This window comes from Rhodoplanes sp., from assembly GCF_013377085.1.
GTDB lineage: Bacteria > Pseudomonadota > Alphaproteobacteria > Rhizobiales > Xanthobacteraceae > Rhodoplanes.
The window spans coordinates 16,585-33,524 of sequence record NZ_JACAAX010000035.1; the positions used below are offsets into that span (position 1 = coordinate 16,585).

Annotated in this window: 16 protein-coding genes; 8 read left to right on the plus strand and 8 right to left on the minus strand. The window is 69.5% G+C overall.

Annotated elements, in window-relative coordinates; genetic code table 11:
- Nucleotides 1-158: 158 nt before the first annotated feature.
- The 7 genes from HXX10_RS21340 to cpaB form a co-directional block, all read right to left on the minus strand.
- Nucleotides 159-1,109: a type II secretion system F family protein gene (locus HXX10_RS21340; protein ID WP_296525042.1), complete on the minus strand. Its 951-nt coding sequence runs from the start codon at nucleotides 1,107-1,109 to the stop codon at nucleotides 159-161.
- A gap of 16 nt (nucleotides 1,110-1,125) precedes the next feature.
- On the minus strand, nucleotides 1,126-2,091 hold the full coding sequence (locus HXX10_RS21345; protein WP_296525044.1) for a type II secretion system F family protein: 966 nt from the start codon (nucleotides 2,089-2,091) through the stop codon (nucleotides 1,126-1,128).
- A 7-nt stretch (nucleotides 2,092-2,098) separates the two neighbouring features.
- Nucleotides 2,099-3,574, minus strand: a complete 1,476-nt coding sequence (locus tag HXX10_RS21350; RefSeq protein ID WP_296525046.1) for a CpaF family protein — start codon at nucleotides 3,572-3,574, stop codon at nucleotides 2,099-2,101.
- Between the two features lie 46 nt (nucleotides 3,575-3,620).
- Nucleotides 3,621-4,850 (minus strand): response regulator receiver protein, encoded by a 1,230-nt coding sequence (locus HXX10_RS21355; RefSeq protein WP_296525048.1) that lies wholly within the window; start codon nucleotides 4,848-4,850, stop codon nucleotides 3,621-3,623.
- Nucleotides 4,851-4,902: 52 nt separating this feature from the next.
- Entirely contained in the window at nucleotides 4,903-5,265 is a 363-nt protein-coding gene (locus tag HXX10_RS21360; RefSeq protein ID WP_296525050.1) for a hypothetical protein, read from the minus strand.
- Complete coding sequence (locus tag HXX10_RS21365; protein ID WP_296525052.1) at nucleotides 5,252-6,697, minus strand: type II and III secretion system protein family protein; 1,446 nt, start codon at nucleotides 6,695-6,697, stop codon at nucleotides 5,252-5,254. Before HXX10_RS21365 ends, HXX10_RS21360 begins: the two co-directional genes overlap by 14 nt.
- A gap of 186 nt (nucleotides 6,698-6,883) precedes the next feature.
- The gene (cpaB, locus tag HXX10_RS21370) at nucleotides 6,884-7,738 is read right to left on the minus strand and encodes a Flp pilus assembly protein CpaB (protein WP_296525054.1); all 855 of its coding nucleotides are present in this window, start codon (nucleotides 7,736-7,738) and stop codon (nucleotides 6,884-6,886) included.
- A gap of 305 nt (nucleotides 7,739-8,043) precedes the next feature.
- Here cpaB and HXX10_RS21375 point away from each other — a divergent pair, with 305 nt between their 5' ends.
- From HXX10_RS21375 to HXX10_RS21395, 5 genes are all read left to right on the plus strand, one after another.
- Entirely contained in the window at nucleotides 8,044-8,940 is an 897-nt protein-coding gene (locus tag HXX10_RS21375) for an NAD(P)-dependent oxidoreductase (RefSeq protein ID WP_296525055.1), read from the plus strand.
- Nucleotides 8,941-9,115: 175 nt separating this feature from the next.
- Nucleotides 9,116-9,706: a tetratricopeptide repeat protein gene (locus tag HXX10_RS21380; protein WP_296525056.1), complete on the plus strand. Its 591-nt coding sequence runs from the start codon at nucleotides 9,116-9,118 to the stop codon at nucleotides 9,704-9,706.
- A gap of 132 nt (nucleotides 9,707-9,838) precedes the next feature.
- Nucleotides 9,839-10,315: a TerB family tellurite resistance protein gene (locus HXX10_RS21385; RefSeq protein WP_296525058.1), complete on the plus strand. Its 477-nt coding sequence runs from the start codon at nucleotides 9,839-9,841 to the stop codon at nucleotides 10,313-10,315.
- Entirely contained in the window at nucleotides 10,312-11,148 is an 837-nt protein-coding gene (locus tag HXX10_RS21390; protein WP_296525060.1) for an SDR family oxidoreductase, read from the plus strand. Before HXX10_RS21385 ends, HXX10_RS21390 begins: the two co-directional genes overlap by 4 nt.
- Nucleotides 11,149-11,338: 190 nt before the next feature.
- The gene (locus HXX10_RS21395) at nucleotides 11,339-12,109 is read left to right on the plus strand and encodes a glutamine amidotransferase (RefSeq protein ID WP_296525062.1); all 771 of its coding nucleotides are present in this window, start codon (nucleotides 11,339-11,341) and stop codon (nucleotides 12,107-12,109) included.
- 28 nt (nucleotides 12,110-12,137) lie between these two features.
- Here the strand turns inward: HXX10_RS21395 and HXX10_RS21400 are convergent, their stop codons facing one another.
- On the minus strand, nucleotides 12,138-13,043 hold the full coding sequence (locus HXX10_RS21400; RefSeq protein ID WP_296525131.1) for a LysR family transcriptional regulator: 906 nt from the start codon (nucleotides 13,041-13,043) through the stop codon (nucleotides 12,138-12,140).
- A gap of 199 nt (nucleotides 13,044-13,242) precedes the next feature.
- Between HXX10_RS21400 and HXX10_RS29020 the strand changes: the two genes are divergently transcribed.
- From HXX10_RS29020 to HXX10_RS21415, 3 genes are all read left to right on the plus strand, one after another.
- A complete protein-coding gene (locus tag HXX10_RS29020) occupies nucleotides 13,243-13,467 on the plus strand; it encodes a hypothetical protein (RefSeq protein WP_367142011.1) in 225 nt (74 codons plus the stop codon).
- A 182-nt stretch (nucleotides 13,468-13,649) separates the two neighbouring features.
- Nucleotides 13,650-15,338 (plus strand): methyl-accepting chemotaxis protein, encoded by a 1,689-nt coding sequence (locus HXX10_RS21410; RefSeq protein WP_296525064.1) that lies wholly within the window; start codon nucleotides 13,650-13,652, stop codon nucleotides 15,336-15,338.
- A 210-nt stretch (nucleotides 15,339-15,548) separates the two neighbouring features.
- Nucleotides 15,549-16,925: an SLC13 family permease gene (locus HXX10_RS21415; protein WP_296525067.1), complete on the plus strand. Its 1,377-nt coding sequence runs from the start codon at nucleotides 15,549-15,551 to the stop codon at nucleotides 16,923-16,925.
- The last annotated feature ends 15 nt before the right edge of the window (nucleotides 16,926-16,940 follow it).

Sequence of the window (16,940 nt, forward strand, 5' to 3'; positions counted from 1 at the left end):
TCGGTGATGGGTCGAGGATGGACGAGAAGTGCTAAGATTCCATGCATCCCGACCGCGTGTCAGAGGCGGGAGAATACTAAGAGTTTAGTACTAGTTGGTTGGTTTCTCTGCTCGCGCGGGCGGGCCGCCTCTTGATGTCGCGTCACGTCACTCGCCTTTCAGTAGGCGCCCATCTTCACCCGCACATAGACGGGCAGCAGGATCACCACGAAGAGCACCGGAAAGATGCAGATCATCAGCGGTACCGAGAGCTTCACCGGCAGGCTGTAAGCCTTCTCCTCGGCGATCGACAACCGCTTGTGGCGCATGTCCTCGCTGTAGACGCGCAGTGCGTCCGTGATGCTGGAGCCGAGCTCGTCGGACTGCTGGATCAGGGTGGCGAAGGAGCGCACCTCGTCGAGCCCGAGCCGGTCGCCGAAATGCTCGAGCCCTTCCGACAGCGTGCGGCCGGCGCGGATCTCGAGATTGGTCAGGTGGATGTTCTGGGCGAGTGCCGGATAGGAGTCGGCGAGCTCGCGCCCGATCCGCTCGAGCGAGGCTTCCATGCCGAGACCCGCATCGGCGCACACCACCAGGAGATCCATGAAGTCCGGGAAGCCGCAGCGATACTCCTCGCGGCGCTTCTTGATGATGCGATCGAGCGCGAGGCTCGGGGTGAGATACCCGACGAGGCCGGCGACGCCGACGACGCCCCAGAACATCGAGTCGCCGGCGGCGGACAGCATCGGCATGATCATGAAGCCTATCGCCGCGAGGCCGACGGCCAGCACGCCCCGCACCAGGAAGAAGAAGCCGACCGCGCGGGGATCGAGGATCCCGGCCTGCACCAGCCGGTGCCGCAGCAGCTTCATGTTGCCGTCGTCGAGGGTCGCGTAGTGCTTGGTCGTGTGGTCGATCAGCTTCTGCACCGCGTCGATGCTGGTCTGCCGGAACGAGCGCCGGCCGCCGCCGCTCTCCACCAGGCTGCCGCCGCCGACGATGCCGGCCGCGCGCCGCTTGACGGCGCCGCGCACCCGCACCACCGCCATCATGCCGAATGCCGCCGCGGTCGCGGCGACGAAGACGAGGGCCGTGATCAGGAGGTCGGTGTCGTCGACGAGGAAATCCATGGGCGATGCCAGTCGGCTAGACCTTGAAGTTGACCATGCGGAACATCAGCAGATTGCCGGCCACCATCCAGGCCGCGGCGAGGCCGAGCCCCAGCTTGGTGAGGTCGTATTTCCAGACGCTTCCGTAGAAGTCCGGCGACACCACCTGGACGATGAAGAACATGCCGATCGGCAGCGCCGACAGCAGTATGGCCGACATCTTGCCCTCGGAAGCGAGCGCCTTGATCTTGCGCCGCATCTTGAAGCGATCGCGGATCACCGAGGACAGGTTCTCGAGAATCTCGCCGAGATTGCCTCCGGTCGAGCCCTGGATCGCCACCGCGGTCACGAACAGCGGCAGGTCGTCCTGGCCGACCCGGTAGAACAGGTTGCGCATCGCCGTCTCGAGGTCGGCGCCGTACGTGATCTCGTCGGCGACGATGCCGAACTCGGTGCCGACCGGATCCGGCAGCTCGCGCGCCACCATGGTCACGGCGATCGGTACCGGATGCCCGGCCCGGAGGCTGCGCACGATGATGTCGATGGCGTTGCCGAACTGGGTACCGAACTTCTTCTGTCGGCGAGAGCGCATCATCTTGAGCGCCAGGATCGGCCCCAGCGTCAGGCAGGCGATCGCGGCGAGCACGCCTTCGACCATGCTGTCGCGCAACACGACCACCAGGGTGAACGCCATCAGGGTGACGATCACGGTGTAGATCGCCAGCCGCGGAAGGCCGCCCGACATGCCGGACTGCAGCAGCAGCCGGTTGAAAGACAGGATCGGCAGAGTCAGGTCGCCGCCGCCGGTCAGCCCGCGCTCGCGCCGAAGCTGGATCAGGATGCTCTCGCGATCGTTGGTCTCACTCAAGAGCGCGAGCCGGTGGTTGATCCGCTTGCGATAGGAGGTCGCCGAGAACAGCAGCAGATAGGCCCCCTCGCCGAACATGATGGCGGAGGCTGCCACCAACGCGTAGATCATGTAGAGTGGGTCGATGTCGAGCATGGTCAGCTCACAACGGATGGCCGGGATCGAAATAGTTCGACGGGATCTTGATTCCCTTTGCCGCGAGATCGGTCAGCACGCGCGGCCGTACGCCGGTCGCGACGAAGTGGCCCTGCACGGTACCGTCCTCCAGCGTCCCGGTGCGGACGTACTTGAAGATCTCCTGCATTTGCAGGATCTCGCCCTCCATGCCGGTGATCTCGGCGATGCTCATCACCTTGCGCTTGCCGTCGGAGAGGCGCGAGAGCTGCACGATGATCCGGATGGCGGCGGCAATCTGGCCGCGGGTCGAGGCGATGGTCATCGGCAGCCCGGCCATGCCGATCATCTGCTCGAGGCGTGAGATCGCCTCGCGCGGATTGTTGGCGTGGATGGTGGCCATCGAGCCCTCGTGGCCGGTGTTCATGGCCTGCAACATGTCGAACGCCTCCTCGCCGCGGCACTCGCCGAGGATGATGCGTTCCGGCCGCATGCGCAGCGCGTTCTTGACGAGGTCGCGCTGGCGGATCTCGCCCTTGCCCTCGACGTTGGGCGGGCGCGTCTCCATGCGGGCGACGTGCGGCTGCTGGAGCTGCAGCTCGGCCGCGTCCTCGATGGTGATCAGGCGCTCCTTGTCGGAGATGAACGCCGACAAGGCGTTGAGCATGGTGGTCTTGCCGGAGCCGGTGCCGCCCGAGATGATGGTGGTCACCCGCGCCTTGACCAGCGCGGCGAGCAGCTCGGCCATCTGGGGCCGCAGCGCGCCGACCTCGACGAGCTTGTTGAGATGGAGCGGCTTCTTCGAGAACTTTCTGATCGAGACCAGTGGCCCGTCGACCGCGACCGGTCGGATCGCCACGTTGACGCGCGAGCCGTCGAGCAGGCGGGCGTCGCAGAGCGGATGGGATTCGTCGACCCGCCGCCCGACCGCCGAGACGATCTTGTTGACGATGCGCAGGAGATGCGCCTCGTCCTTGAACCGCACCGCGGTCGGCTCCAGCATGCCGCCGCGCTCGATATAGACGCATTCGTGGCCGTTGATCAGGATGTCGCTGATCGACCCGTCCTTGAGCAGCGGCTCGATCGGACCGAGACCCGTCATCTCGTCGAGAATCTCGGTGACGAAGTCGGCGAGCTCCTGGGTGTTGAGGGCGAGCCGCTCGACCAGCACGTATTGCGAGACGAGCTGCTGGATGTGCTTGCGGATCTCGTCCTCGGGCAGCTTCTCCAGCGCCGAGAGGTTGATTTCCTCGATCAGTCGGCGATGCAGCCGCACCTTTGCGTCGAGCAGCTTGTCGCGCATCACCGGGTTGGCCGGCACCACGGCGGCGGGCGCCGGAGCCGGCGGGGGCGGCGGAGGCGGCGGCGCGATCACCGCGGCGGCCTCGGGGCTGCCCTCGGCAAACACCGTCCAGGCGATTCCCTCGGGCGCCGCCGTCTCATCGGGCAGCGCCGGCTCGACCGGCGGTGACGGCACCTTGCGGAAGCTGAAGCGTCCGGCCATGGCTACACTCGTCACCCTGCTCCCCGGGCGGAGACCCGCCCGACCGTCAGCCGCGCGCCCATGACAGGCTCAGCCGGCGCTTGCCGGCAGGCTCGGCACCCGTTTTCTCCGACGACGTCGTCGGCCCGATCAGCTTGCGCAGCTCCGCCGTGATCTTGTTGCCGGCCTTGACCTCGTCGAGCGGCACGCCGCGATCGATCGCCTCGCGCACCAGCCGGTAGTCGTTCGGAATCGTCGCTGCGAGATCCTCGCCGAGCGCCTGCTCGGCGTCGCTCCGGCGCAATCCGGTGCTGAACAGCCGCTGCTCGAACCGGTTGATGATCACCTGCGGGCGCGGTCCCTCCTCCAGTCGCTCGCGCACGGCGGTGACGAGCTGCTTGGCGTGCTTGATGCCGGGCACCGTCATCTCGCTCACCACGAACAGGCGGTTGGAGCCGAGCAGCACATTGTCGGTCCACGGGAACCAGGTGCGCGGCAGGTCGATGACGACGTAGTTGAAATGCGAGGAGACGAGGTCGAGGAGCCGCGTCACCGTGTCGGGGTCGAACGAGCGCATCTCGGCCGGCCGGCTCGGCGCCGCGATCACGGCGAGGCCGGACGCGTGATAGGACAGCATCACCTCGAGGAGCTGGCGATCGAGCCGCTCGGGCCGGGGCTCGATCTCGTTGAGGTCGAGGCGGGGCTCGAGGTCGAGATAGTCGGCGCAGGCACCGTGCTGGAAGTCGAGATCGACCAGGCAGGTCGCCGGCCGGGTCTTCTGGGTGCCGCTGCCGAGCAGCAGCAGCGCCGTCTGGATCGCCAGCGTGGTGACGCCCGCGCCGCCGACCGCCGGCAGATACGAGAAGATCTCCGCCTCGCTCGGCTCGTTTCCGGCCGGCGTCTGCACCACCCGCGCGCAGGTGCGCACCAGCTCGACCGGCTGCACCGGCTTCACCAGGAAGTCGGCGACCCGCATCTTGAGGATCTGGCGCATCACCTCCTTGTCGAAGGCGTCCGTCACGGTGACGACCGGCGGCCAGCCGTCGAGCCGCGCCACCAGGGCCTGCAGCGACGTCATGTCGTCGAGCGTCGCCGCGTGCAGGTCGACCACCACCACGGTCGCATCGGCCGCCGTGATCGCCTCCGCGTGCTCCGCGACCGATCCCGACATCAGCTCGAGCTCGACCTGCGGCGCGGCCGCGAAGGTGTCCTGCACGACCTGCTCGAAAGCAGGATCCGGCGTGACCACCACGACCCGGGTCTTGCTGCTGGACGATTTGGTACGGGGACTTCGCATATCTCAGGGGTGCTTTCGGTCTTCGCTCGATGCGGCGGGCCTGCGGCCCGCGTCAATCCTTGACGGTCGCGCCTCCCGAGCTCTGCGCCGCCACCGTCGGAGCGCCCTCCGCGCCCTGCGACTGCTTGTAGGTGGACGTGGTGCCGAGTCCCTGCGGTCTGATCACCTTGCCGGTGCGGTAGCGCTCGGCCGCGATCGCCATGGTGGTGCCCTGGCCGGGGATGTTGCGGTTGGCGGCCGCCTTCGACCACGGGTCGACCGTGTGGATCGCCACATTGGTGGCGACGGCGTCCTGGGCGCCGAAGAACACGGCCTCGCGCCGATCGTAATAGATGTCGGAGCAGCCGGCCGACAGCGTCGCCAAAGCGAGCGCGCCGGCGAGCGCGCCGCGTCGAACAGTGTCACGGCACGACATAGGCGCCTCCTTGCGGGAACTCGATCATGTGGCCGGTGAACGGGCGCAGCGCCGCGGTCTCGCCGCGAACCGCCGGACCGCGATCGAGCTCGGGCTTGCCGCCGACGAAGAAGTCGAGATCGTTGGCCGGCAGCGTGTTGTCGAGCGGCGTGCGGAGCGGGTCGCCCGGCCGCGCCGGCCGCGCCAGCCGCGGCGTGACGATGATCACGAGGTCTGTCTCTTTCTTCTGGTACGACTTCGAGGAGAACAGCGTACCGAGCACCGGCACGTCGCCGATCCACGGGAACTGCTCCTGCGCCGTCACGCTGTCGTTCTGCAGGAGGCCGGCCAGCATGAAGCTCTGCCCGTCGCGCAGCTCCAGCGTGGTCGAGGCGCGCCGCACCGTCAGGCCCGGCACCGAGATGCCGTTGGCGACCGACACCGTGGTGGTGCGGTCGATCTGGCTGACCTCCGGCTCGATCTTCAGATTGATGATGCTGCCGCCCAGCACGGTCGGCGTGAAGGCGAGGCTGACGCCGTAGCGCTTGTACTCGACCGAGATTTGGCCGAGCGTGCCGGACACCGGGATCGGATACTCGCCGCCGGCCAGGAAGTTCGCGGTGTCGCCGGAGAGCGCCACCAGGTTCGGCTCGGCGAGCCGGCGCACCAGGCCGCGCTCCTCCAGTGCGTTGAGGGCGACGTCGATATGCATGCCCTTGACCAGCAGGCTGCCGACCATGAAGCCGAACGGGTTGCCGCCGCTCAGCACGCCGGCGGCCGTCGTTCCCACCGCCTGGGCGATCGGCAGGCTCGACGCCCCCTTCTCGCTGCCGATGTTGCCGATGAACCGACCGTTGTTGCTCCAGGCGTTCCACTGCACGCCGAGGTCGCGGCCGGCGGTCCGTGTCGCCTCGACGAAGCGGACCTCGAGCAGCACCTGCTGGGGCGACGCGACCTGCACGGCGTTGATCACCTGCGGGCCGAACTCGCGGGCGATCGACAGCGCCTGGTCGAGCGTGATCGAGTCCGGTGCCAGACCGCCGAGCAGGATGCGGCCATTGACGCTGGAGACGCGGAACTTGGCGCCGGGGAAGCGCTGCGTCAGCTCGTTCGCCAGCGCAGAGACGTCGTAGGACACCTCGACGTCGAACACGCCGACGAGCTTCCTGCCCTCGCCATAGACCGAGACGCGGGTGGTGCCGATCTTCTTGCCGAGGATCGACAGCGCCCGGTCGGTCAGCGGGTTGACGTCGGCGATCTCGGGATCGCCGAGCGTGACCTCGAGGAAGGGCGTGTCGGTGCGCACATCCTGCGACTTGCCGACCGGCACCGTGATGGAGTTGGTTCGCTTGGCGGCGGTGAGCGTGATCATCTTCTGGGCGAGCGCATCGGCGGCGATGCCGGGCAGCGTCGCGGTCGCGAGGGTGCCGCCGAAGGCGAGCGCGAGCGTCACCAGCAGCGCACGCCATCCTGTCCCACGCTGGCGACCCGCCGGGCGAACATGACCCGCCGGGCATGGAGTCCGCGCGTGTGCCGACGGCAGCGCCGTCGCGGTCGTGTTGGTTCGGTCCCCGTCCATTCCCAAGCCCCCGATTGTCTCGACGGCCCTGCGCCCCCCGGCACCGGACCGTCGCCTTGTCTATTCGGCGATCGCGTAGGACGCTCCGTCCTGCATCTCGTGCGGCACGCGATAGTCCTGCTTCTGCCCGCCGCGGGTGACCACGACGGTGGTGACGTCGCTCTTCGGCTTCTCGCCCATGAGGTCGGTCAGGAGATCCTTGATGGTGACTCGCGACGACTTGGTGCCGGCGATCTCGCCGGCCTTGCGCAGCAGCAGCGAGAGCGAGCCGATCGACGAGGCGAGGCTCAGCTTCTGGCCCGCCGCGGTGTCGACCTCGAGCGTCACCGCCTTCGGGATCGTCGGATTGGTGGACCGCTCGTCGGCGACCTGATCGACCGCGAGGACGCGGATGTCCTGCAGCAGCACCTGGGTCGAAGCGTTGTCCTTGTCGATCTGCCGGGTCAGCACCACGTCGACATGGTCGCCCGGCAGCACGAAGCCGCCGACGCCGTCGACGTCGTTGACCCGGATGGTGACGGCCTTCATGCCGGGCCCGACCAGCGCCGAGAGGGTGGCGCGCTGGCCCGCCCCCGTGATCTTCATGGCGAGCACCGGCTCGTTCGGCTCGATCGCCGCGAGCACCACGCGCTTGCCGTCGGACAGCATGTCGGAAATCCGGGCGAAGGCGCCAGGCGGCAGCGAGTCGGCCGGCCAGGACGCCTCACGCAGCACCTGCGGGGAGAGCTCGTTGCCGAAGCGCAGCGGCCGCGCCGCGACCACGACGGTGTGGGACGCCACCGGAGCGCCGCGGTTCGCGTCCAGGCTGCGCAGCCGTGCCTCGGACTGGTTGTTGAGCCAGGCACGCGTCGCGAACACGGCGAGCAGGCCGAACACCGCCGCCACCGCGATCATGATGACTGTGCTGCTGCGCACCGGTCCTGTCCCCGCCAGGAGTCCGCGGCATGCGGCTCCTGACCGACTATAGGAACCGCGACGGTATTGAATTCGTGAACCGAACCGGGGGGTCTGCCGGTATGCTGAAGGACGCCTGAAGGGACACCGTTTACGAAACGTGTACGGACGCGGCCGGCCTTTGCGCGGTCTTAAGCGTAAGCCGCGGGGCACGGTGCCTCGCCACCTCCGCCCACCTCTGCGGCCGGCTCCGAGACGACCCGCAAGAAAGCAGTGGCGCCGCCGACGGGCTTACGGAATAGTCGGCGCAGCACGGGACTCTGATCATGCCGACCACAATCGCAATTCTCGCTCCGGGTGAGATGGGCTCGGCCGTCGGGGCGCGGCTGACGGCGGGCGGTGCCCGCGTGATCACGTCGCTCGCCGGCCGCAGTGCAGCAAGCGCCGCACGGGCCCGCGCGGCCGGCCTGGAGATCGCCGACACCGACCATGCGTTGGTGGCGGAGGCCGATCTGGTGCTCTCGGTGGTGCCGCCCGGCGAGGCGGTGGCGGTCGCCAAGCGGCTCCGCCCGGAGCTCGCCCGCATCGCGACCAGCCCCGTCTATGTGGACTTCAACGCGGTCTCGCCCGACACGGTGCGCCACATCGCGGCCGCGCTCGCCGACACCAGATGCCCGTTTGTCGACGGCGGCATCATCGGACCACCGCCCTCCCCGTCGAGCCGGACGGTGTTCTACGTGTCGGGCGACGCCGCCGGCCGGGTCGCCGCGCTGCGCGAGCACGGGCTCGACATCCGCCTGCTGGAAGGCGCGGTCGGCGCCGCCTCGGCCCTGAAGATGTCCTATGCCGGCATCACCAAGGGTCTGACGGCGCTCGGGGCCACCATGATGCTCGGCGCGACCCGCGCGGGCTGCGCCACCGACCTCGCCACCGAGCTCGCCGAGAGCCAGCCGCATCTCGCCAAGTGGCTCACCCGCCAGGTGCCGGCGATGTTCCCGAAGGCCTACCGGTTCGTCGCCGAGATGGAGGAGATCGCCGACTTCCTCCACACCGACCGGCCGGCCTGCGAGGTCTATCACGCCATCGCGCGGCTCTATGCGCGGCTCGCCTCGTCTGAAGGGGCCGGCGACATCGACGCGCTCGCCCGCTTCTGCAACGCGCCGGGACAAGCCCAGGAGCAGACCCGGGCCCAGGTGGTCGTGGCGCCCGACTCGCCCCGCTGACGGCGCCCGGAGCCGCCGGTCGCAGCGCCGCGGTTGACGCGGCGTGGACGAAGAATTCCGCATTGCAAGTGAAATCTTAACCCTCTCTTTCTAGGCTCGCGACAGGCCATCCATCGTCCGTGCCGCGCATCGTTCCTCCTTTTGCGCCGCAGGGGCCTTCGGTCCCGAGCTTGTCATGAGAGTCGAGTTCAAGCGTTTCGCGTTCGTGACCATGGCGGGGCTGCTGTGGCTCTCGGCCTGCGAGACCACGACCGTGAAGCTGCCCGATTGGCCCGGCTCCAAGTCGGCGGACACGACAGGCTCCGTGCCGGTCGCGGTGGCAGACCCGGATGTCACCGGCTCGATGCCCGGCGCGGCCCCCAAGCTGATCCAGGACAACATGACGCCGAGCGCGCCGAACGACGATCTCAGCGTCGGCAAGGAGCAGTTCCGGCAAGGCAATTACGGGATGGCGGAGAAGCAATGCCGGAAAGCCGTCGAGGCGTCGCCGCGCTCCGCCGACGCCTGGCTCTGCCTCGCCGCCTCCTATGATCGGCTGAAGCGCTGGGATCTCGCCGACCGCGCCTATGGCCAGCTCGTCAAGCTGGTCGGCCGCACCGCGGCGGTGCTCAACAATATCGGCTACTCCTACATGCTGCGCGGCGACATGCGTCGCGCCCGCACGGTCCTGCTGGAGGCCCGCGCCCTCGACCCGGCCAACCCGTTCGTTCAGAACAATCTGGCGCTGCTCGCCGAGACGGCCCGCTCGGGTGAAGGCGTCCGGTAGCGAGAGACCCGCCCGGCGACGCACCGACGGCCCCCGCGACCGATCGTCCCGCCGCTTCGGCTGCCGTTTTGCCGCAAAACAGGTTAGAAGGCGGTCGAACGCCCCACGGCACCGGCCCCGGAGCACGACCGCATGTTCAACGACATCAAGGTATTCCTCGCCGAGCTGACGAGCGGCGGCAAGCACCCGGCCCGCTTCGAGGCGAACGACTATCGGCTCGCCGCGGCCGCCCTGATGGTGCATGTCGCCACCCTCGACGCCAACCTCTCGGACGTCGAGCGCGAGAAACTGCACACGCTGTTGAAGACCCGCTTCGCCCTCGACGACGCGACGACCGACGAGTTGATCGACGCCGCCGTCGCGGCGGATAACGATGCCGTCGACTTCTATCAATTCACCAGCCTGCTGATGCGCTCGCTCGACGAGGACGGCCGGCGCAAGGTCGTGGCGATGATGTGGGAGATGGTGTTCGCCGACGGCGACGTCACCGAGTTCGAGGACAATGTGATGTGGCGGGTGGCCGACCTGCTCGCCGTTCCCAACCGCGAGCGCATCGAGCTCAAGCGCGAGGTGGCCGAGGGCCGCGACCCGCTGGACGATCCGGCGTGAGCGTCGAGCCGTCGCCGGCCGCGGCCACAACGGTCGCCGCGACGCCCGTCGCCATCGTCACCGGCGCGTCGTCCGGCATCGGCGCGGCGCTCGCCCGGCTGTTCGCCGCCGACGGTCACGCCGTGATGCTGGTTGCCCGCCGCGAGGCGGAGCTGAACGCGCTGGCCGACGACATCGCCGCCGCCGGCTGGCCGCGCCCGACCGTTCTGGCGCTCGACCTCGCCGCCCCTGAGGCCGTGTCCCGCATCCGCGAGGTTCTCTCGGCACGCGGCCTCGCGCCGAAATACGTCGTCAACAATGCCGGCTTCGGCCTGCTCGGCGTCGCCGCGGCGCTCGACCGCGACGAGCAGCTCGCGATGATCGACCTCAATGTGAAGGCCCTGACGGCGCTGTCGCTCGCCTTCGCGGACGATCTCGTGCGGCTTCAGGGCGGTCTCCTCAATGTCGGCTCGCTCGCCGGATTCATGCCCGGCCCCGGCATGGCCGTGTACTACGCCACCAAGGCCTATGTGATCTCGTTCAGCGAGGCGCTGTGGCGCGAGCTCGGACCGAAGGGCGTGCGTGTCACCGTGCTGTGCCCGGGCCCGGTGCCGACCGGCTTCCAGGCCCGCGCCGGCGTCACGGTCACGGGGCTGCAGAGCATTCTGACCGTCACGGCCGAGGACGCCGCCAAGGCCGGCTACGACGGCCTGATGGCGGGGCGCCGCATGGTGGTGCCGGGCCGGCTCGCCGGTCTGGTCCCGCTGCTCGCCCGGCTCATGCCCCGCAACGTCATGATCGGCCTGATCGCATCGACCCAAATCCGCCGTCTCGGCCCGCGCGGCGGCCTTTGACGACCGACGCGAACCGTTCCCCCGGCGCACCACACAGAGGAACATGATCCTGCCCGGAGGCGCCGGGCAACATGCCGCCACCCTTTGGCTGCCCCGCTTGGCTTGCGGCTTGCATGTCGGGTCCCGACACGGCTAGCCTTGCCGATCGAGACAACCCCATGACGCTGGACCCGAAGGACACGACGACCCGATGCCCGAGCCCGTCCTGATCGTCCTGCACCAGGAGCACTCGACGCCGGGGCGCATCGGCCACGCCCTGCAGGCGCGCGGCGTGCCGCTCGACGTGCGCCGGCCGCGCTTCGGCGAGCGGCTGCCGGAAACGCTGGCCGAGCATGCCGGAGCGATCGTGTTCGGCGGCCCGATGAGCGCCAACGATCCGGACGATTTCATCAAGGCGGAGATCGACTGGCTCGCCGTGCCCCTGGCGGAGCAGAAGCCGTTCCTCGGCATCTGCCTCGGCGCCCAGATGCTGGCCCGGCATCTCGGCGCGACGGTATGCGCGCATCCCGAGGGCCAGGCCGAGATCGGCTACTACCCGTTGCGCGCGACACTCGACGGACGGCGCGTCTGCCCGCATTGGCCGGACCACGTCTATCAATGGCACCGCGAAGGCTTCGACCTGCCGGAAGGCTCGCGCCTGCTGGCCGAGGGCGACATGTTCCGGGTTCAGGCCTTCCGGCACGGGCCTGCGGCCTACGGGATCCAATTCCACCCCGAGGTCACCCACGCGATGATGTGCCGCTGGACCACCCGTGGCCACGAGCGGCTGGCGCTGCCGGGCGCAAAACCCCGCCTCGCCCATTTCGCCGACCGGCCCGTCTATGACGGCGCCGTCCAGGCCTGGCTGGCCGAGTTCCTCGACGCCTGGCTGGGGTCGCCGCGCGCCGATACGCGACCGGGCCGCGGCGCCGAGCGCGTCACCGGCGCAGCGATGGCGGCTGGCCCCTGCGCGCCGGGGTGACGAGACCGGCAGCGTCCTCGCCTCTGCGTCACCGCTCCTTCGCTCGCTCGCGCAGGAAATCCACGAAGGCGCGCAGCGGCGCCGGCAGATGCGCGCGCCCGGCGTAGTAAAGGAACGGGCCGGAGAAGCTCGGCCACCAGTCGGTCAGCACCGGCACCAGCGTGCCGGCCGCGAGCGACGGCGCCAGCGCCTCCTCGAAGGTCGAGATCACACCGAGGCCCGCCTCGGCAGCGGCGATCTCCAGTTCGAGCATGGTGGCGACCAGCGGCCCCGTCGGGCTGATCCGGACGACCTCGCCGTTCCGCTCGAACTCCCATGGCAAGGCGACGATGCCGCTGGCGAAACGATGGCGGATGCAGGGGTGCGCCAGCAGCTCCTCGGGATGGCGCGGCACGCCGTGCGCGGCCAGATGCGCGGGCGACGCGGCCGTCGCGTAGCGCTGCAGGCGCGGTCCTATCGGCACCGCGATCATGTCCTGCTCCAGCCGCTCGTCGTAGCGCACGCCGGCGTCGAAGCCGGCCGCCAGCACGTCGATGAAGCCGTCCTCGGCGACCACCTCGAGCGTGATGCCCGGGTGGGCGGCAAGAAACGCGCAGGCGATCGGCGGCAGCACCATCCGGGCCACGATGACCGGCACGTTCAGCTTGAGCGTCCCGGTCGGGCTGTCGCGGAAGCTGTTGACGGCGTCGAGCGCCGCCGCCACCTCGCCGAGCGCCGGGCCGAGGCGCTCCAGCAGGCGGGCGCCGGCCTCGGTCGGCGTCACGCTGCGGGTGGTGCGGTTGAGGAGCCGCACCCCGAGCCGCGCCTCCAGCCGCCGCACCGCCTCGCTGAGGCTGGAGGCAGACACCCCGCGCACCGCGGCCGCCCCGCGAAAGCTGCGCTGCCGGGCCACCGCCGCGAAGGCGTCGAGATCGGTGAGGTCGATATCCGCCACGGCCATGACCACTGTTCGTAATCTCGTACAACCCGCACCGACATTGCCGCGTTATCGAACAAGGCGCCAGCCCTCATGCTCCTGACCATCGGGCGGACAGCTCGGCGCCGAGACGATCAGCCGGGCCGCCGCCGGGCATCCGATCAGCGGCCTGCAGATCGAGCACTCGCTGATCCCGGGCGGCATCGAGGATGCAATCATGCCGACGGTGCGCGATCTCGGCAGCGGCGTCATGGCCCAAGGCGTCCTGTCGCGCGGACTGATCGGCGGCCACTGGAGCAATCAGAACGCATCGTCGGCGGACGATTTCCGGGCGCACAGCCCGCGCTTCCAGGGTGACATTTTCGATCGGAATCTCGCCCTCGTGGAGGCGCTGCGCGGCATCGCGCAGGCCCAGATGCCGATGCTCGACTCGGAGCGATGAGGCCGCGGCGCTGCCGGTCCGGTGACGCGGGTCGGTTTCGATAAATTAACTAAAACGGAGGACGGTATCGGGCACCACCCACCGGCCGCGCCCGGCCTGCGGCGGGATGGACGGGCGGACCGCGGATTCCCCGTCCGGCGGCAGGCGCGCGAGCCGACGGCCAACCGTCGGAGTGCGTTGCCATGAAGCTTCGGTTCGACCTCACCGTGAGCCGCAAGATCTACGCCGTCATCGTCCTCGGGTTCCTCGGCCTTCTGGGGACGACCTTTCTCGATTCGCGCGAGCTCGCGTCGAGCCTGAAGCAGCAGAAGGAGATCGAGCTGCGCCATCTCTCGGAGCTGGTGGTCGGGATCATCGCCCGCGAGCACGCGGCCGCCCAGCGCGGCGAGCAGTCGATCGAGGCAGCGCGCAAGCGGGCCCTCGAGACGATCGGATCGCTCCGCTACGGCAACAACGACTACTTCTTCGTCCGCGACGGCGAAGGCATCACCCTGGTCAATCCGAACGCTCCCGACAATGTCGGCAAGAAGCGCGACGACGGGCGCGACGCCAACGGCAAACTCTATGTCCGCGAGATGATCGACCTCGCCAAGCAGAAGGGCGAGGGCTACGTCACTTACGTCACCAAGAAGCCGAGCGGTACGAACGCCGAGAAGCTGGTCTTCCTGCAGAGCTACCGCCCCTGGGACATGGTGGTCGGAAGCGGCGTCTATATCGACGACCTCGACGCTCAGACCTGGGCCGCGACCAAACGCTCGCTGATGGCCGCCGCGCTGGTGCTGCTGCTCATGCTGGCCGCCTCCGTCGTGATGGCGCGCAGCATCACCGGCCCGCTGCGGCGGATGACCTCGACCATGAAGTCGCTCGCGCATGGCAAGCTCGATGTCGAGGTGCCCGGACTCGGCCGGCACGACGAGGTCGGCGAGATGGCCGAGGCCGTCGCGGTGTTCAAGACCAATGCGACCGAACGCGTTCGTCTGGAGGCCGAGCAGAAGGCGGCCGAGGTGCGCGCCGCGGCGCAGCGCAAGGCCGACATGGTGCGGCTCGCCGACACCTTCGAGCAGGCCGTCGGCGGCATCATCAACACCGTGTCCTCGGCGGCGACAGAGCTCGAAGCGACCGCGACCACGCTGACCCGCACGGCCGACCTCACCCAGCAGATGTCGGCGACCGTCAGCGCCGCGTCGGGAGAGGCCTCGACCAACGTGCAGGCCGTCGCGGCGGCGACCAACGAGATGACGTCGTCCGTTCACGAGATCGGCCGCCAGGTGCAGGCGTCGAGCCGCATCGCCGACGCGGCGGTGAGCCAGGCGGCCAAGACCGATGCGCGCGTCGGCGCGCTGTCGGTGGCGGCCAACAAGATCGGCGACGTGGTCAAGCTGATCACGGCGATCGCCGAGCAGACCAACCTGCTGGCGCTCAACGCCACCATCGAGGCGGCGCGCGCCGGCGAGGCCGGCCGCGGCTTCGCCGTGGTGGCCAACGAGGTGAAGGCGCTGGCCGCTCAGACCGGCAAGGCGACCGGCGAGATCGGCGCCCAGATCTCCGGCATGCAGGCGGCGACCCAGGAGTCGGTCGCGGCCATCAAGGAGATCAGCGGCACCATCGGCCAGATCGCCGAGATCGCCTCGGCGATCGCGGCGGCCGTCGAGGAGCAGGGCGCGGCGACGTCCGAGATCTCGCGCAACATCCAGCAGGCCGCCGCCGGCACCACGCAGGTGGCCGAGAACATCACCGAGGTGAGCCGCGGCGCCGAGGAAACCGGCGCAGCCTCGGGCGAGGTCCTGAGCGCGGCCGGCCAGCTCGCCGGCGAGAGCAACCGCTTGCGCGCCGAGGTGGAGAAGTTCCTCGCCACCGTCCGGGCCGCCTGAGCGGGCGGGCCGCCGGGACCACAAGGGCGGATCCGTGACAAGACGGTCGGCCGCGGGCAGGGACTTCGAACTTCGCAGTGGTCGAAGGCGTCCTGGCCTGTCACATGCATGGGTCCGCCCCGTCGGAGGTCGACCCGTGCGCCCCTGCCCACCCCGAGGTTTCGCCCGGCCTCGTCTGCTGCCGGTCTCCGGCATCCGGACCGTTCCCTGATGGGCGGCACCTGGAAGACCCTGGTCACGGCCGTGGTCGTCGCCGGGCTGGCGATCACGGCCGCCGTGCAGCATGCCACCGGCGGCCATGGCCTCGTCCTGCCGTTCCTGGTCGTGGTGGCGACCGTGCTGATGTGGGCGACCCGCGCGGTCCCCGAATACCTCGCCGCCTTCGTGTTCTTCGTCGTGTGCGCGATCGGCCTGGTCGCGCCGGCCTCCGTCTACCTGTCCGGCTTCACCGGCCCGGCCACCTGGCTGGTGTTCTCCGGCTCGGTGATCGGGGCATCGCTCGGCCATACCGGGCTCGCCGATAGGCTCGGCGCCAAGCTCGCGGCGATCGCCAACGGCCCGTTCCCGGCCGTGATCGCCCGGGTGGCGGTGTTCGGGGCGGCGCTCGCCTTCGTGATGCCGTCGGGCATGGGCCGCATCTTCCTGCTGGCGCCGCTGCTCGGCGCCTTCGCCCAACGGGCCGGCCTCGCCAAGGGCAGTCGCGGCCGCGCCGGCGTGATGATCGCGGGGCTTTTCGGAACGTTTTTCCCCGCCATGGCGATCCTGCCGGCCAATGTGCCGAACAACGTGCTGGCCGGCCTGCTGGAAGCCACCGGAATCGGCGTGCCGACCTTCTCGGAATACCTGCTGCTGCATTTCCCGGTGCTCGGCTTCGCCAAGCTGATGCTGCTGATCGGCTTGCTGGCGATCGGCTTTCGCGACGTGGCCCGAATCCCGGCCCCGGACGCGCCGTCGCCACCGCCGATGACCGCCGTCGAGAAGCGCCTCGCCGTGGTGCTCGCCGTCACCATCGGCCTGTGGCTCTCCGATAGCCTGCACGGCGTCTCGGCCACCTGGGTCGGCATGGCGGCCGCGGTGGTGTGCCTGTGGCCCGGCAGCGGCCTGCTGCCGCCGAATCCGATGAGGAGCGTCGCGTTCGAGCCGATCGTCTACGTGGCCGGCGTGGTCGGGCTCGGCGCCGTGGTCGGCTATACGGGGCTCGGCACCAGGCTCGGCGAGATCCTGACGGCCGTGATCGCGCCGCTCGCCGGCAACGCCGTGGCGAGCTATGTCGGGCTGGCGGCGATCGCGGCCGGGCTCGGCCCGCTGGTCACCGCGGTCGGCACGCCGGCGATCCTCACCCCGATCGCGCCCGTGCTGGCGACTGCCACCGGGCTGCCGGTCGCCACCGTGACCATGAGCCAGGTGCTCGGCTTCTCGACCATCTTCCTGCCCTACCAGGCGCCGCCGCTCGCCGTCGCGGTGCAGATCGGCGCGCTGCCGGCCCGCGAGGCGATCCGCTATTGCCTGATGCTGGCGCTGCTCACCATCCTGGTGCTGTGGCCGCTCGACGTGCTGTGGTGGATGCTGCTCGGCCGGCTGCCGTGAACGCCGCGGCGGCCG

What these genes read in the sequence shown, in the direction of transcription:
- HXX10_RS21385 (WP_296525058.1), top strand. Translation starts at nt 9,839, where the DNA reads ATGTTCAACGACATCAAGGTATTCCTCGCCGAGCTGACGAGCGGCGGC.
- HXX10_RS21345 (WP_296525044.1), bottom strand. Translation starts at nt 2,091, where the DNA reads ATGCTCGACATCGACCCACTCTACATGATCTACGCGTTGGTGGCAGCC.
- HXX10_RS21350 (WP_296525046.1), bottom strand. Translation starts at nt 3,574, where the DNA reads ATGGCCGGACGCTTCAGCTTCCGCAAGGTGCCGTCACCGCCGGTCGAG.
- HXX10_RS21415 (WP_296525067.1), top strand. Translation starts at nt 15,549, where the DNA reads ATGGGCGGCACCTGGAAGACCCTGGTCACGGCCGTGGTCGTCGCCGGG.
- HXX10_RS29020 (WP_367142011.1), top strand. Translation starts at nt 13,243, where the DNA reads ATGCCGACGGTGCGCGATCTCGGCAGCGGCGTCATGGCCCAAGGCGTC.
- HXX10_RS21410 (WP_296525064.1), top strand. Translation starts at nt 13,650, where the DNA reads ATGAAGCTTCGGTTCGACCTCACCGTGAGCCGCAAGATCTACGCCGTC.
- HXX10_RS21395 (WP_296525062.1), top strand. Translation starts at nt 11,339, where the DNA reads ATGCCCGAGCCCGTCCTGATCGTCCTGCACCAGGAGCACTCGACGCCG.
- HXX10_RS21380 (WP_296525056.1), top strand. Translation starts at nt 9,116, where the DNA reads ATGAGAGTCGAGTTCAAGCGTTTCGCGTTCGTGACCATGGCGGGGCTG.
- HXX10_RS21360 (WP_296525050.1), bottom strand. Translation starts at nt 5,265, where the DNA reads ATGTCGTGCCGTGACACTGTTCGACGCGGCGCGCTCGCCGGCGCGCTC.
- HXX10_RS21340 (WP_296525042.1), bottom strand. Translation starts at nt 1,109, where the DNA reads ATGGATTTCCTCGTCGACGACACCGACCTCCTGATCACGGCCCTCGTC.
- HXX10_RS21375 (WP_296525055.1), top strand. Translation starts at nt 8,044, where the DNA reads ATGCCGACCACAATCGCAATTCTCGCTCCGGGTGAGATGGGCTCGGCC.
- HXX10_RS21355 (WP_296525048.1), bottom strand. Translation starts at nt 4,850, where the DNA reads ATGCGAAGTCCCCGTACCAAATCGTCCAGCAGCAAGACCCGGGTCGTG.